Below are 14,000 nucleotides of genomic sequence, written 5' to 3'. Positions count from 1 at the left end.
ACTCAGGCGCGAGCGCCCGACATCGTCGCGCTGCGGTGGGCCGCTGTACATCCGGTGAGCCGGAGCCGGTCTGAGCTACGCGGCCCACATCGCGTCACCGCAGGTCAGTCGCTTTTCGTCAGCACCGCGACGCATTCGACATGGTGGGTCATCGGGAACAGGTCGAAGGCCCGCAGCCCGGTCAGCCGGTAGCCGTGCTCGGCGAAGATCGCCACGTCGCGCGCCAGCGCGGCAGGGTCGCAGGCGACGTACGCGACCGCCCGAGGCCGGCGCGCGACGACCGCCTCCACCACCGGGCGACGGGCGCCCTCGCGCGGCGGGTCGAGCACGACCAGGTCGAAGGTCCCGAGATAGGACTCCAGCACGGCGGAGACGTCCCCGGCGGCGACCTCGGCGCCGGGCACGTTGGTGCGCGCGTACGCCGAGGCCGCCGGGTCGCCCTCGATCGCCACGAGCCGGGCGGCCGCACCCACCCGGTCGGCGAGGAAGGCGGCGAAGAGGCCGACCCCGGCGTACAGGTCCAGCACCGACTCCCCCGGCTGCGGCTCCAGCGCTTCGAGCACGGCCTCGACCAGGGCGGTCGGGGCGCCGGGGTGGACCTGCCAGAAGCCGTCCGCGGCGACGGCGAAGGCGTGCCGCGCCCCGCCGGCCTCGACCACCTCGGTCACCGTGCCCGGCGCCGGCTCGCGGGCGTCGAGCCGCGCGATCCGGCAGTCGTCGACGGGGATCACCTCGTGCGAGCGGTACTTGCGCATCCCCTTCCCGGGGCCGACGTAGCGCTGGCGGGTGCGCCAGCGCAGCCCGTCGACGTCGCCGGGCACCGCCTCGACCTCGAGCGCGGCCAGGAGCGGATCGGCTGCCTCGAGCCTGGCCAGCCGGACCAGCTGCTCGCGGACGACGGCCGCCTTCAGATCGCGCTGGGCCGGCACCGCGACATGCTGGAAGTCGCAGCCGCCGCACCGGCCCGGACCGGAGAACGGGCACGGTGGCTGCACCCGGTCCGGTGACGCCTCGAGTACGTCGACCGCGTCGGCGCGCCAGAACCTGTCACCGTCCCCGCCCTCGGTGATCTCGACGGTGACCCGCTCGCCGGGCAGGGCATGGCGGACGAAGACCACCCGTGTCTGCGCCTCGGCTACCTCGGCTGCCTCGGCTGCCTCGGTGGGATCGGCGTCCGGCGTCGCGGCCTCGATGGCGAGCCGCGCGACGACGTGTCCACCGTGGGCCACCGGGCCCACGACCACCTCGAAGCGCTCGCCGACGCGCGATCGACCGCGTGATTGCCGGGCACGGGGCTGCCGGCCGCGATGACGCTGTGCGCGGCGCTCGCCGCGGGGCGTGCTCACTTGCCGATCTGCCGGTTGTGCGTGTCGACCGCGCGACCGGCGCGCAGGTCGCTGGGCGCCACCCAGATCTCCTCGCGCAGCTCACGGGCACGCTGAGCCGAGGAGCGCAGCTGGTAGGGCACGGAGATGACCATGACGCCGGGGGTGAACAGCAGCCGACCCTTGAGCCGCAGCGCTGTCTGGTTGTGCAACAGCTGCTCCCACCACCGGCCGACGACGTACTCCGGGATGTAGACGGCGACCACGCCGCGGGGGTTGGCCTTCTTGATCGCCGTGGCGTAGTCGACCACGGGCCGGATCAGCTCTCGGTAGGGCGAGTGCAGCACCTTCAGCGGCAGCGCGAGATGGCGCTCGTCCCACTCCTCCAGCAGCCCGGCGGTGCTCTCGTCGTCGATCGAGACGGTGACGGCCTCCAAGACGTTGGGCCGACTCGCCTGCGCGAAGGCCAGCGCCCGCAGGGTCGGCTTGTGCAGCTTGGAGACCAACACGATGGCGTGGACGCGGGTCGGCATGACCTTGTCCTCCTCGTCCGCCGCCAGCTCGGCCGCCACCTTGTCGTAGTGACCGCGGATGCCGCGCATGATCAGGAAGAAGAAGCACATCGCCAGGATGGTGATCCACGCGCCGGCGAGGAACTTCGTGATCAGGACGACCACGAGGACCACGGCCGTGAAGCAGAGCCCGACGGTGTTGATGACGCGCGAGCGCACCATCCGCCGGCGGGTGGCCGGATCCACGACCCGCTTGAGCTCGCGGGTCCAGTGCCGGATCATGCCGAGCTGGCTGAGGTTGAACGAGACGAAGACACCCACGATGTAGAGCTGGATCAGGCGCGTGGTCTGGGCGTCGAAGGCCACGATGAGGACGATCGCCATCACCGCGAGGAACACGATGCCGTTCGAGTACGCGAGCCGGTCGCCGCGCGAGGCCAGCGCCCGCGGCGCGAACCCGTCCCGAGCCAGGATCGAGCCCAGCACGGGGAAGCCGTTGAAAGCGGTGTTGGCGGCCAGCACCAGGATCAGCCCGGTGACCGCGACGACGAGGTAGAAGCCTGGCGGGAAGAAGTCCCAGACCGCCTTGGAGACCTGGGCGATCACGGCGTTCTGGGTGTGGTCGTCGCCCAGCGGGACTCCGTTGAGCGTGAGCCGGTGCATGTCCGAGGGATCGACGAACCGCAGACCCATCTTGTTGGCCAGCAGGATGATGCTCAGCATCATCGTGATCGCGATGAGGCCCAGCATGAGCAGCGTCGTCGCCGCGTTCTTCGACTTCGGCCGGCGGAAGGCCGGGACGCCGTTGGAGATCGCCTCGACACCTGTCAGCGCCGCACAGCCGGAGGAGAAGGCCCGCATCAGCAGGAAGATCAGCGCGATCCCGGCGAGGTTGCCGCCGCCCTCCTTGGGGACGATGTCGTACTGCGCGCTCTCCACGTGCGGCAGGTGGCCGCCCGCCAGCCGGACGACCCCGACCACCGCCGTACCGAGGATCGCGACCATGAACGCGTACGTCGGGATGGCGAAGGCGGTGCCGGCCTCGCGGATCCCGCGCAGGTTCATCGCGGTGAGCACCACCACCAGCGCGACCGCCAGGAGCACCTCGTGCCCCTGGAGGGCCGGGATGGCGGCGCTGACGTAGTTGGCGCCCGAGGAGATCGAGACGGCCACGGTGAGCATGTAGTCGACGAGCAACGCGGCGGCCACCGTCGTACCGGCGCTGCGTCCGAGGTTGACGGTGGCGACCTCGTAGTCGCCGCCGCCGCTGGGGTAGGCGTGCACCGTCTGCCGGTAGGAGGCGATGACCGCTGCCATCACCAACGCCACCGCTACGGCGATCTTCCAGGACCACACGTACGCCGACGCGCCGGCGATCGAGAGCATGATGAACACCTCGTCCGGCGCGTAGGCGACCGAGGAGAGCGCATCGCTGGCGAAGACCGGCAGCGCGATGCGTTTCGGAAGCAGGGTCTCGCCCAACTGCGAGCTGCGCAGCTTGCGGCCCAGCAGGATTCGTTTGGAGACGTCCGCCATACCCACGACGACGAGGCTAGGGCATGGAGGCCCGCTGGCGTCCGTCGGCGACGCGGCTGCGGACGCCGCGAAGGACGCGGGCGGTGGCGACCTGCTCGACGAGTGGGCGGTCACGGGCGAAGTGCGGATACGGTAGCCGCGTGCACGTCGTGATCATGGGCTGCGGCCGCGTGGGCTCCACGCTCGCCCGCAGCCTCGAGGACCGCAACCACACCGTCTCGGTGATCGACAGCGAGCCGGACGCGTTCCGCCGCCTCGGTCCAGGGTTCAACGGCGACAAGGTCACCGGCATCGGCTTCGACCAGGAGGTGCTGGAGAAGGCGGGCATCCGCCGCGCGGACGCCTTCGCCGCCGTCTCCAGCGGTGACAACTCGAACATCATCGCCGCCCGGGTCGCGCGCGAGACGTTCGGCATCCGCAACGTCGTGGCCCGCATCTACGACCCCGGTCGTGCCGAGGTCTACCAGCGGCTCGGCATCAGCACCGTCGCGACGGTGAAGTGGACGGCCGACCAGGTGCTGCGCCGGCTGCTGCCGCAGGGCAACGAGCCGGACTTCCGCGACATGTCGGGCACCATCCGGCTCGACTCGGTCCCCGCACCGGAGGTGTGGATCGGTCAGCGCACCATCCACCTCCAGGAGCAGTCCCGCTCCCGGATCGCGTGGATCGACCGGCTCGGCGAGGGCGTCCTGCCCACCCGCGAGAGCGTCATCCAGGAGGGCGACGTGCTCCACCTCGTCATGCGCGAGGAGAACGCCGCCCACGCCTACTCCGCTATCAAGCACGGTCCTGAGGAGGGCTGAGGGACATGCGCGTCGCCATCGCCGGAGCCGGCGCGGTCGGTCGTTCGATCGCCCGCGAGCTCATCGCCAACGGCCACGAGATCCTGCTCATCGACAAGGACCCGAACTCCATCCGCCCCGAGCGCGTCCCGGACGCCGAATGGCTCCTGGCCGACTCCTGCGAGCTCTCCTCGCTCGAGGAGGCCCGGATGGAGCGCTGCGACGTGGTCATCGCCGCCACCGGTGACGACAAGGTCAACCTGGTCACCTCGCTCCTGGCCAAGACCGAGTTCGGTGTGCCGCGCACGGTCGGGCGGGTCAACCACCCGAACAACGAGTGGCTCTTCACCGAGGCCTGGGGCGTCGACGTCAACGTCTCCACCCCGCGGATCATGTCGGCCCTGGTCGAGGAGGCCGTCACGGTCGGCGACCTCGTCCGGCTCTTCTCGTTCCGACAGGGCCAGGCCAACCTCGTCGAGCTCACCCTCCCCGCCGACAGCCCGTACGTCGGCAAGCCGTCAGGGCTGATCCCGCTTCCCGAGAACTGCGCCCTCGTCACGATCCTGCGCGACCGCAACGTCTACGTGCCCACCCCGGAGGAGCCGGTGGAGGCCGGAGACGAGCTGCTCTTCGTCGTACCGGCCGAGCACGAGGATGCCCTCGAGCGCCTCCTGGCCCCCGGCACCCACGGCGGCTGAACGGGACATCACCCGGACGCGGCGGCGCGGCCGGACGGACGGTGCCCGAAGACGTGTTGCGCGGCGGCACGGCCGGACGGACCGTGCCCGAAGGGGCGCTGCCGTAGGACGCGCCGCGACGAAGGAGCGCCGCGCGGCCGAAGGCCTGCCCCGAGGGTGCCGTCCGGCCGTCCGCGCCGGACTCAACCCGGACGGAGGGCGGACTCAACCCGGACGGAGGCCGGACTCAACCCGGACGGAGGCCGGACTCAAGCCTCGAGCGGGGTGGCGTTGCGGGCCAGCAGCCAGACCATCCCACCCCAGGCGACGAGCCGCAACGGCCAGCCGATCCCGAGCCGGATGATGCCCAGCACCAGGACGGCCGCGTCCTTGTGCATCGCTCCGCCGTACCCGAGCAGGATCACCACTCCCTCGACGATGGCCAGGATCGCGCCCGGGGCCAGGAAGAGCCAGGTCAGGCGGGTGCAGAGCGAGACGATCTGCTTGTTCTCGTGCCACTCCAGCGGATCGCCGGCGACGCTGCCGACCATGAACCCGATCGCCGGCCAACGCACCAGGCAGCTGAGCACCAGCACCACCGTGTAGACGCCGGTGATCACCACGCCGGGCACGAAGAACGCCAGCGCCTGGTCCTCCTGGCTGCCGCCCATCCCACGGGCGATGTGCACGACCAGCCAGCCGATGGCGATCCCGACGACGGCGTTCGCGACGTACTGGATCGTGGAGCGCTGCACCAGTCGCAGCACCAGGGCGACGCCGGCCAGCGCCGCGCCGGCGATGAGCGCGACCCTGATGTCCTTCACGATCAGCCAGGCGGCGGTGAAGGCGAGACCGGGCAGGCCGGCCTCGAGCATGCCGCGCCGGCCGCCCAACGAGGCCGACATCTGGCGGCGTACGACCGCCTCGACGGTCTCCACGTCGACCGGATGGGACTCGGCGTGGGTCTCAGGCTGCTCGGGGTCGGTCACGGGGTCCGTCCCAGGATCGGCGGAGGTGTCGCTCACGGGATGAGCTCGTAGCGGGGGTTGTAGATCGTGCGGGTCCCGTCGTGCCGACCGATCCGGCCCTGCACCTGCAGCGAACGGCCGGGTGTGATCCCGGCGATGCGCCGCCGGCCCAGCCAGACCACCGTCACCACGTCGGTGCCGTCGAACAGCTCGGCCTCCAGCGCCGGTACGCCGCCGCGCGGTCGCAGGGTGACCGTCCGCAGCGTGCCACGCAACCGCAGCAGCTCCCGGTCGGGCGCCTCCGCGATCGGGGTGACCCCGGCATCGGCGTACTCCTGCTGGAGGTCGCGTGCGTGCTGGTCCTCGTTGTTGGCCCAGTTGCTCAGCGTCTGCCGCAGTCGTCCCTTGCTCATCAGCGGTCCCCTGTCACGCCTCGACGACCTGCTGTGCCTCGGGCGGGATGACGATCGGCAGCGCCTCGCCCTTGGGCATGGCGGTCCTGCCCCGGCTGACCACCACGTGGTGCAGCACCTGCTCCCAGGCCTCGCCGACCTCCTGCTCGACCGCGGGGCGGCCGAGGAAGGTCGCCCGCAGCAGCCAGCGGGGGCCGTTGATGCCGAGGATGCGCGACGGCTGCACGCCCTCCTGTCCGTCGGGCATGGTCACCGTCAGCTGGCAGACCAGCTCGGGACCGAAGTTGCCGTCGCGCTGCCCCACCTGGCCACCGCGCTGCTGCACGTCGGCGATGAGCTGCGGCAACACCTCGCCCCACAGGTCGCCGTTGCGTGGCGCGGCGAACGCCCGCAGCTCGATGGCGCCGTCCTCACCGGTGAGCAGGACGGCGGCGATCTGGCCGGTGGTCTCGTCGACCTGCAGCCGCAGCTCCAGTCCCTCGACGGCGGGGATGTGCAGCGAGCCGAGGTCGACGCGGTTGACCGGCGCGGCGTCAGCCGGGATCTCGTCGATGTCATAGGGACCGTGCGGCCCGCTCGCCTCGGCGGTCCCGCTCGCGACCACACCCTCGCCCTCGGTCGTGCCGGCGCTCTCGGAGTCGGCCTGGGGGGCGGACTCGGTGACGGTCTCGGCGACCTCGGTCCGGTCCTCGGCCTTGGACTTGCGACGGAACTTCAACGCGCTGCTCTCTCTGACGTCTTCTCCCGCAGGCTCAGCCCTGCGAGAACCCTCCGGTAGAACCGTAGCCTCCCGCGCCGCGGACCGAACCAGGAAGGACCTCGACCTCCACGAAGCGGGCGGTCTCCACGCGCTGGATGACCAACTGCGCGATCCGGTCGCCGCGGCGCAACACGATGCTCTCGGCCGGATCGAGGTTGATCAGCAGGACCTTGATCTCCCCACGGTAGCCCGCATCCACGGTGCCGGGGGTGTTCACGATCGACAGACCGTGCCTGGCGGCCAGTCCCGAGCGTGGGTGCACCAGCGCGACGAAGCCGTGCGGCAGCGCGATCGCGATCCCGGTGGGGACCAGCGCGCGCTCCCCCGGCGCCAGGGTGAGATCGACGGCGGTGACCAGGTCTGCGCCCGCATCGCCGGGGTGCGCATAGGCTGGCGCCGGCAGATCGCCATCGAGACGAAGGAGGGCTATGTCCACGGTCGGACCGGAGCTCACCTCAGGGCCTGTTTCAGAGCACGCTTCGGGCACGGGGCGGACCCTATCTCGCACCGGCGACGGCGGGATGAAAAACTCTCCCCTCGTGAGCACCCCTGGCTACGACGAGCGCCTCAGCGTGCCGCTGCGCTGGTGGGTGCAGGGCATCATGTTCGAGGCCACGCTGTGGCTGGCCATGATCGTCTCCATGCCGGCCGCGCTGGCCTGGGGTCTGACCGCCGCGATCGTGGCGCTGCTCGTGCTGGCCTTCAACGCCTACGGCTCGGCGCGCCTCGTGGTCGCCGACGGCGTGCTGCGGGCCGGCCGCGCCCGGATCGAGGCGACGTACCTCGGCACCGTCGAGGCGCTCGACCCGGAGGCCACCCGCCGCGTCGCGGGCATGGAGGCCGACGCGCGCGCCTTCCTGCTGCTGCGGCCCTACCTGAAGCGGGCCGTCAAGGTGCAGATCGTCGACCCCGCCGACCCGGCTCCGTACTGGCTGCTCAGCACCCGGCATCCCGACCGACTCGCCGCCGCCATCCAGTCGCTGGCGGCGGACGCCCGCTGACCGCCTACGCGGCGCCGGTCTCCTCGCCGGTCTCCTCGCCCGTCTCCTCGCCGGCCCCACGCCACTGCGAGCGCGCGCTCCATCGGCCCCGTTCCCGCTCGACCCGGATCGGGTGCTCGAACGCCTCGGAGATCGTCCGGGTGGTGATCGCCTCCGCGACAGCGCCCGCGGCGACCACCCGGCCGTGCGAGATCACCAGCGCGTGACTCGTGCTCACCGGGAGCTCCTCGAGGTGGTGGGTCACCAGCACCGACGCCAGTCCCGGATCGGTGCGTGCGAGCGTGCCGATCGTCTCCAGCAGCTGCTCGCGGGCTGCGACGTCCAGGCCGGTGGTCGGCTCGTCGAGCAGCAGCAGCTGCGGCCGTGAGATCAGGGCGCGCGCGATCAGGGTGCGGCCACGCTCGCCCTGCGACATGGTCGGCCAGGAGGCGTCGATCCGGGCAGCCAGCCCGACGTCGGCCAGCAGCGAGCGCGCCAGGTCCTGCTGCTCCTCGGTCGGCGTCCAGCGCATCGGCTGCTCCACGGTGCCGGTGAGGCCGGTGAGGACCACCTCGGCGGCGGTCAGCGGGGACTGCAGCGCGTGCCGCGGATTCACGTGTCCGATCACCCGGCGCAGCTCCTGCAGGTCCACCCGCCCCAGCCGGCGGCCGAGCACGTCGACGGTCCCGGACGTGGGGTGCGTCAGGGCGCCGCAGAAGCCCAGGATCGTGCTCTTGCCGGCACCGTTGGGACCCAGCAGCGCCCAGTGCTCACCCGCGCGCACCGTCAGGTCGACGCCGTGCAGGATCTGGTTGCCCTTCCGACGGAAGGTGACCTCGCGCAGCTCCAGGACGGGGTGACTCATCGCAGGCTCTCCTTCAGCGACAGCAGGTGGGCGCGGCTCAGCTCGGCGGCCGCCGCCGTGTCGTGGGCTGCGATCGCGTCGTAGAGCCGCACGTGGGCGTCATGATCGGCCTGGTCGAGGTGACCCTCGCTGTCCCGGGCCGGGTTCGGGCGCAGCCGCAGCATGTCCACCATCGCGTGACGCAGCCGCGGGACGAAGCCGTCGAACAGCTCGATCAGGATCGGGTTGTGGGCAGCGCTGACCACGCTGCGATGGAAGGCGGTGTCGGCGTCGACGTGCTGCTCCAGGGAGGGGCTGGGCGCGCCGCGCAGGTCCAGGGCGCGGCGGATGGCGCGCAACTGGACCGGCGTACGTCGTTCGGCGGCCAACGCCGCAGCCTCGGACTCGATGGCGACCCGGGCCTCGATCACCGCGACGATGTCCACGCGGCGCAGCACCGCGTCCCAGTCCTCCGGGACGTCGAGCGCCGTCACGAAGACGCCTGCACCCTGGCGGGAGGTCAGCACGCCCCGGCCGGCCAGCTGGCGGATCGCCTCGCGCACCGTCGAGCGGCCGACCTCCAGCTGCACCGCCAGCGTGGTCTCCCCGGGGAGGCGCTCACCGAGCTGCCACTCCCCGGACCGCACCCGTGCCAGCAGCACCTCCGCCGCCTGGTCGGCGAGCGGTTCGCGTCGTACGATCATCGGCCTCGTCATCTCTCCGCAACTTGTCTGAGGAGCAGCCTAATCGTCGCCGCAGCGCGGCGGGTGTCGGCCGTCCGCGCGGAACGCCGACGGGCGATGCCCTAGGGTGAGGTCATGGCGAAGAAGAAGTCGGCAGGCGGGTCGAACTCCAAGGCCTGGTCGGCGATGGCGCTGATCTCCGGCCTGGTCGCCGCGCGAGGCGCCAACATCGCGCTCAACAAGTTCTGGAAGACGAGCACCAAGCGCAACCCGCCGGCGAATCCCGCCGACCCGGACGTCGAGCTGTGGGAGGCCGTCGCCTGGTCGGCGCTCACCGGCGCGACGGTGGCACTGGTCAGGATGTTCGCGCAGCGTCGGGCCGCGCGCTACTACGTGAAGTCGACCGGCCAGCTGCCCCCGCAGCTCGCCAAGGACGGTCGCTGAGCGTCACGAACGACGAAGGGCCCCACCGAGGTGGGGCCCTTCGTGATTCGCTGTGGTTCAGGCACAGTCCTTGCAGATCATCCGCTTCGCGTCTGCGAGCTGGCTGCGGTGGTGCACCAGGAAGCAGCTCATGCAGGTGAACTCGTCGTCCTGCTTCGGCTTGACCTCGACGGCAAGCTCCTCGTGCGACAGGTCCGCGCCGGGGAGCTCGAAGGACTCAGCGGCCTCCGCCTCGTCCTCGTCGACCTTGCCGGAGTTCTTGTCGTGACGGCGCGCCTTGAGCTCTTCGATGCTCTCCTCGGACTGCTCTTCCTCGTTCTTCCGCGGTGCGTCGTAGTCCGTCGCCATGCGTCACTCCCCTTCTTGGTCCTACAGAGCATCGTCTGCCCGACCAGCTGTCCCCATCGGCCCCCGGTCGGGCCGTGATTGTGCCCTATCGGTGCCGGTCCGTGCACGCTGGTACCGGGATCGACGCGTGAACATCTGGTGACGCACGCCTATTCCCCGGCTCATCGCAAAGGATTCACCCGCTCTCACGCCTCGGCGAAGTAGCCCGCCCCCAGGGCGGCGGTGCGCAGCTCGTCGAACCCGTGCTCGGGGGCGACCAGCAGCAGTCGCCCCCCACCCAGTCCGGTGGCCACCTCGACCCGGGCACCGGCACCCTGCGCGATGAGACCCGCAGCAGCATGATCCCACACATGGACGCCCTCCTCCAGGTAGCCGTCGAAGGTGCCCTGCGCCACGTCGCAGACGTCGAGGGCGCAGGAGCCGGCGCGCCGGATGTCGCGCACCTGCGGCAGCAGCCTCACCAGGCACTGCGCCTGGAGGCGGCGCAGGGCCGCGTCGTACCCGAACCCGGTGGCGACCAGGCGCTTGCCGAGCGGAGCCGGCGCGGCGACCTGGATCTGCTTGCCTTCGCGGCGTGAGACGATCGCGCCGTCCGCGGCGCGGTAGCCGGTGAACTCGATCCCGTGCGGCACGTCGATGACCACCCCGGCGACGACCTCGCCGTCGCGTTCGGCCGCCACCGAGACGGCGTAGCGCGCGATGCCGTAGAGGAAGTTCACCGTGCCGTCGATGGGGTCGACGATCCAGCGCACGCCCGAGCGGCCCTCGGTCTGGCCCTCACTCTGGCCGTCACTCTGGCCGTCACTCTGGCCGCCCTCCTCGCCCAGGAATGCGTCGTCGGGTCGCTTCGCGGCCACGATCCGGCGGATCAGGTCCTCGCTGGCGCGATCGGCCTCGGTGACGACGTCGGTGTCGGTGGACTTGGTCGCTGCCACCTCGACCGTGCGCGCGGCGCGCTCGCGGACCAGATCGGCCGCCGCGCGGGCGGCCTCCTGGGCGAGCGCGAGCAGCTCGGTGGCCGAAGGAGAGGCCGAAGGCGTGCTCACGCCGGGTCTCCGACCCCGGTCAGGGCCGGCTTCTCCGCACGGAGATTGGCGCAGCACCCCACCGGGCAGCGGTCCCACAGCGCCCCGATCTCGCCGACCGCCGTGCGGGCGACAGCCTCGCCGCGCTCCACCGCCGCCCGCTCGAGGAGCAGGTCACGCACCGCGGCGACGAAGCGCGGGTCGTTCCCGGCGGTTGCGCTGCGCGCCGCGGGCAGGCCGAGCCGCTCGCAGGTGGCCAGCGCCTCGGTGTCGAGGTCGTAGACCACCTCCATGTGGTCGGAGACGAAGCCGACCGGGCACATCACGACGGCGGGCACGCCCTCGGCGACGAGCTCCTCGAGCCGGTCGTTGATGTCGGGCTCGAGCCACGGGATGTGCGGGGCACCGGAGCGCGAGCAGAAGGCGAGCTCGTGCTCGTGGGCCACGCCGGTCTCCGCATGGACCCGGTCGATGACGACCTGCGCCACGTCGAGGTGCTGGGCGACGTACGCCCCTCCGCCCTGGGCCGGCGGACCGGACGCGTCGTTCATCGCCGTCGGGATCGAGTGGGTGACGAAGACGATCCGGGCGCTGTCGCGCACCGGTTCGGGAAGCTGCTGCAGCGCCTCGAGGACACCGTCGACGACCGGCTCGGTGAAGCCGGGGTGGTTGAAGTAGTGCCGCAGCTTGTCCAGCTCGACGCCGCGCCCGACGCCGTCCCAGGCCTCGAACAGGTTCTCCCGGTACTGCCGGCACGAGGAGTAGGACGAGTAGGCGCTGGTGGTGAAGACAGCCGCCCGCCGGATGCCGTCCGCCTTCATCCGCGCCATCGTGTCGGTCAGATAGGGGTCCCAGTTGCGGTTGCCCCAGTAGACCGGGAGGTCGAGCCCGTGCTCGGCGAGATCGGCGCGCAGCGCGTCGAGGAAGCCTCGGTTCTGGTCGTTGATCGGCGAGCGGCCGCCGAAGAGGTAGTAGTGCTGGCCGACCTCCTCGAGCCGCTCGCGTGGGATGCCCCGGCCGCGGGTGACGTTCTCCAGGAAGGGCACCACGTCCTCCGGTTTCTCGGGTCCACCGAAGGAGAGGAAGAGCAGCGCGTCGTACGGCGAGACGTCCATGCCGCCCATCGTATTTGCCAACCGCTAGCCTGCCGCACATGGGCTGGAGCAACTGGTCAGGACTCGAGCACGCCGCGCCGTCCCGCGTGGTCACGCCTACGACTGTCGAGGAGGTGGTGGCCGAGGTCGTCGCGGCTCGCACCGGCGGTCGGACGGTGAAGGCAGCCGGCACCGGGCACAGCTTCACCGCCATCGCCTCTCCGGGCCGCGGGGTGCACCTGCTGCCCGGCGGGATGAGCGGCATCCTGGCCGTCGACCGGGACGCGCTGACGGTCACCGCTCGCGCCGGGATGCAGCTCAAGGCATTCAACGCGGCCCTGGAGCACCTGGGCCTCTCGCTGCACAACATGGGCGACATCGCCGAGCAGACGCTCGCCGGCGCCGTCTCGACCGGGACGCACGGCACCGGGGGCCACGCTGCCGGCCTGGCGGCCCAGATGGCCGGGTTCACGCTGGTCAGCGGCACCGGCGAGGTGCTGCGGTGCAGCGCGGAGGAGAACGCCGAGGTCTTCGACCTGGCGCGGGTCGGTCTCGGCGCCCTCGGCGTCCTCGTCGACGTGACGTTCCGGGTCGAGCCGCTGTTCGCGCTGGAGGCCCGCGAGCAGCCGATGTCGTGGACGCAGTTCCGCGCCTCGTTCGAGGACATGACCGCGAGCGCCCACCACGTCGACGCCTACTGGTTCCCGCACACCGACCGGCTGCTCACCAAGCGCAACAGCCGGCTGGCCTCGCTGGCCGAGATCGAGCCGCTCCCCCGCGCCAGGGCCTGGTTCGAGGACGACTTCCTGCAGAACACCGCGTTCGGGGCGGTGACGGCGGCCGCCAACCTCGCCCCCGGCCTGATCCCGCGGATGAACCGGATCAACGCCTCCCTGCTCTCGGCCCGCACCTACTCCGACATCGCGCACCGGGTCTTCACCACCGAGCGTCGCGTCGTCTTCCGCGAGATGGAGTACGCCGTTCCACGCGCCGACGGGCTCGAGGTGCTGGCCGAGTGTCGGCGCGTCATCGACGCCTCCCGGGAGCGGATCTCGTTCCCGGTGGAGCTCCGGGTCGCACCCGCCGACGACGTACCGCTGTCGACCGCCTACGGGCGCGACTCGTTCTACCTGGCCTTCCACACCCACAAGGCCGCCGAGCACCGCGCGTACTTCGCGCTCGTCGAGCCGATCCTCAAGGCGGCGGGCGGCCGGCCGCATTGGGGCAAGGTGCACACCCGCGGCGCCGACGACCTCGCCCCGCTCTACCCGCGCTTCGCGGACTTCCTCGCCCTGCGCGACCGGCTGGACCCGGACCGGGTCTTCGCCAACGACTACCTGCGGCGGGTGCTGGGCGACTGAGACGGGGCGGTCTCCACGATCCGGCCCACCGGTCCGCACCCCCGGCGACGGCTCCGTCACGAGCGGGCCGCACCGGGCCGTACCGGGCCGCCGCGATCATCGACCGGGCGTGATGGGCATCCTCCTCGCCAGCCTCGGCCTGACGACGATCGACATCCACAAGGGATCGAGCGCTATCGCCACACCGGCCTCGCGGTGTGCACGCCGCTGTTCGGCAACCTGATCTCGGGGATCCTGATGCGGGTGGA

Annotated in this window: 16 protein-coding genes; 5 read left to right on the top strand and 11 right to left on the bottom strand. The window is 71.5% G+C overall.

Annotated elements, in window-relative coordinates:
- Positions 1-104: 104 nt before the first annotated feature.
- Together P5P86_RS09120 and P5P86_RS09115 are read right to left on the bottom strand one after the other, a co-directional pair.
- On the bottom strand, positions 105-1,346 hold the full coding sequence (locus tag P5P86_RS09120; RefSeq protein ID WP_446724930.1) for a class I SAM-dependent RNA methyltransferase: 1,242 nt from the start codon (positions 1,344-1,346) through the stop codon (positions 105-107).
- Positions 1,343-3,373 (bottom strand): APC family permease, encoded by a 2,031-nt coding sequence (locus P5P86_RS09115; protein WP_280611239.1) that lies wholly within the window; start codon positions 3,371-3,373, stop codon positions 1,343-1,345. The genes P5P86_RS09120 and P5P86_RS09115 overlap by 4 nt, the downstream gene beginning before the upstream one ends.
- A 140-nt stretch (positions 3,374-3,513) precedes the next feature.
- Here P5P86_RS09115 and P5P86_RS09110 point away from each other — a divergent pair, with 140 nt between their 5' ends.
- Together P5P86_RS09110 and P5P86_RS09105 are read left to right on the top strand one after the other, a co-directional pair.
- Positions 3,514-4,176: a potassium channel family protein gene (locus P5P86_RS09110; protein WP_280611001.1), complete on the top strand. Its 663-nt coding sequence runs from the start codon at positions 3,514-3,516 to the stop codon at positions 4,174-4,176.
- A gap of 5 nt (positions 4,177-4,181) precedes the next feature.
- The gene (locus tag P5P86_RS09105) at positions 4,182-4,853 is read left to right on the top strand and encodes a potassium channel family protein (RefSeq protein ID WP_280611000.1); all 672 of its coding nucleotides are present in this window, start codon (positions 4,182-4,184) and stop codon (positions 4,851-4,853) included.
- Positions 4,854-5,101: 248 nt separating this feature from the next.
- On the opposite strand, the gene P5P86_RS09100 is transcribed toward P5P86_RS09105, so the two are convergent.
- The 4 genes from P5P86_RS09100 to dut are packed head-to-tail and all read right to left on the bottom strand — an operon-like array spanning position 5,102 to position 7,409.
- Positions 5,102-5,857 carry a DUF3159 domain-containing protein gene (locus tag P5P86_RS09100; protein WP_280610999.1) on the bottom strand — a complete coding sequence of 252 codons (756 nt, stop codon included), beginning with the start codon at positions 5,855-5,857 and terminating at the stop codon, positions 5,102-5,104.
- Positions 5,854-6,213: an OB-fold nucleic acid binding domain-containing protein gene (locus P5P86_RS09095; RefSeq protein WP_280610998.1), complete on the bottom strand. Its 360-nt coding sequence runs from the start codon at positions 6,211-6,213 to the stop codon at positions 5,854-5,856. Before P5P86_RS09095 ends, P5P86_RS09100 begins: the two co-directional genes overlap by 4 nt.
- Positions 6,214-6,226: 13 nt before the next feature.
- Positions 6,227-6,931 (bottom strand): DUF3710 domain-containing protein, encoded by a 705-nt coding sequence (locus tag P5P86_RS09090; protein WP_280610997.1) that lies wholly within the window; start codon positions 6,929-6,931, stop codon positions 6,227-6,229.
- A 34-nt stretch (positions 6,932-6,965) separates the two neighbouring features.
- Positions 6,966-7,409, bottom strand: coding sequence for a dUTP diphosphatase (dut, locus tag P5P86_RS09085; RefSeq protein WP_280610996.1), 444 nt, complete (start codon positions 7,407-7,409; stop codon positions 6,966-6,968).
- 103 nt (positions 7,410-7,512) lie between these two features.
- On the opposite strand from dut, the gene P5P86_RS09080 reads away from it, so the two are divergent.
- Positions 7,513-7,974, top strand: a complete 462-nt coding sequence (locus tag P5P86_RS09080; RefSeq protein ID WP_280610995.1) for a DUF3093 domain-containing protein — start codon at positions 7,513-7,515, stop codon at positions 7,972-7,974.
- Between the two features lie 4 nt (positions 7,975-7,978).
- On the opposite strand, the gene P5P86_RS09075 is transcribed toward P5P86_RS09080, so the two are convergent.
- Positions 7,979-8,818, bottom strand: a complete 840-nt coding sequence (locus P5P86_RS09075) for an ABC transporter ATP-binding protein (protein WP_280610993.1) — start codon at positions 8,816-8,818, stop codon at positions 7,979-7,981.
- The gene (locus P5P86_RS09070) at positions 8,815-9,501 is read right to left on the bottom strand and encodes a FadR/GntR family transcriptional regulator (RefSeq protein WP_280610992.1); all 687 of its coding nucleotides are present in this window, start codon (positions 9,499-9,501) and stop codon (positions 8,815-8,817) included. Before P5P86_RS09070 ends, P5P86_RS09075 begins: the two co-directional genes overlap by 4 nt.
- 114 nt (positions 9,502-9,615) lie before the next feature.
- On the opposite strand from P5P86_RS09070, the gene P5P86_RS09065 reads away from it, so the two are divergent.
- On the top strand, positions 9,616-9,924 hold the full coding sequence (locus P5P86_RS09065) for a DUF4235 domain-containing protein (RefSeq protein ID WP_280610991.1): 309 nt from the start codon (positions 9,616-9,618) through the stop codon (positions 9,922-9,924).
- Between the two features lie 57 nt (positions 9,925-9,981).
- On the opposite strand, the gene P5P86_RS09060 is transcribed toward P5P86_RS09065, so the two are convergent.
- The 3 genes from P5P86_RS09060 to P5P86_RS09050 all read right to left on the bottom strand — a co-directional run bounded on the left by P5P86_RS09060 (position 9,982) and on the right by P5P86_RS09050 (position 12,412).
- Positions 9,982-10,272 (bottom strand): DUF4193 domain-containing protein, encoded by a 291-nt coding sequence (locus P5P86_RS09060; protein WP_280610990.1) that lies wholly within the window; start codon positions 10,270-10,272, stop codon positions 9,982-9,984.
- Between the two features lie 185 nt (positions 10,273-10,457).
- On the bottom strand, positions 10,458-11,318 hold the full coding sequence (locus P5P86_RS09055; RefSeq protein WP_280610989.1) for an inositol monophosphatase family protein: 861 nt from the start codon (positions 11,316-11,318) through the stop codon (positions 10,458-10,460).
- On the bottom strand, positions 11,315-12,412 hold the full coding sequence (locus tag P5P86_RS09050) for a ferrochelatase (protein WP_280610988.1): 1,098 nt from the start codon (positions 12,410-12,412) through the stop codon (positions 11,315-11,317). The genes P5P86_RS09055 and P5P86_RS09050 overlap by 4 nt, the downstream gene beginning before the upstream one ends.
- A gap of 38 nt (positions 12,413-12,450) precedes the next feature.
- Here P5P86_RS09050 and P5P86_RS09045 point away from each other — a divergent pair, with 38 nt between their 5' ends.
- Positions 12,451-13,752, top strand: a complete 1,302-nt coding sequence (locus P5P86_RS09045) for a D-arabinono-1,4-lactone oxidase (RefSeq protein WP_280610987.1) — start codon at positions 12,451-12,453, stop codon at positions 13,750-13,752.
- Positions 13,753-14,000 lie beyond the last annotated feature (248 nt).

The organism is Nocardioides sp. BP30 (assembly GCF_029873215.1).
Classification (GTDB): Bacteria; Actinomycetota; Actinomycetes; order Propionibacteriales; family Nocardioidaceae; genus Nocardioides.
The sequence above is the reverse complement of the archived record's forward strand: the minus strand, read 5'-3'. Positions and strand labels throughout refer to the sequence as shown.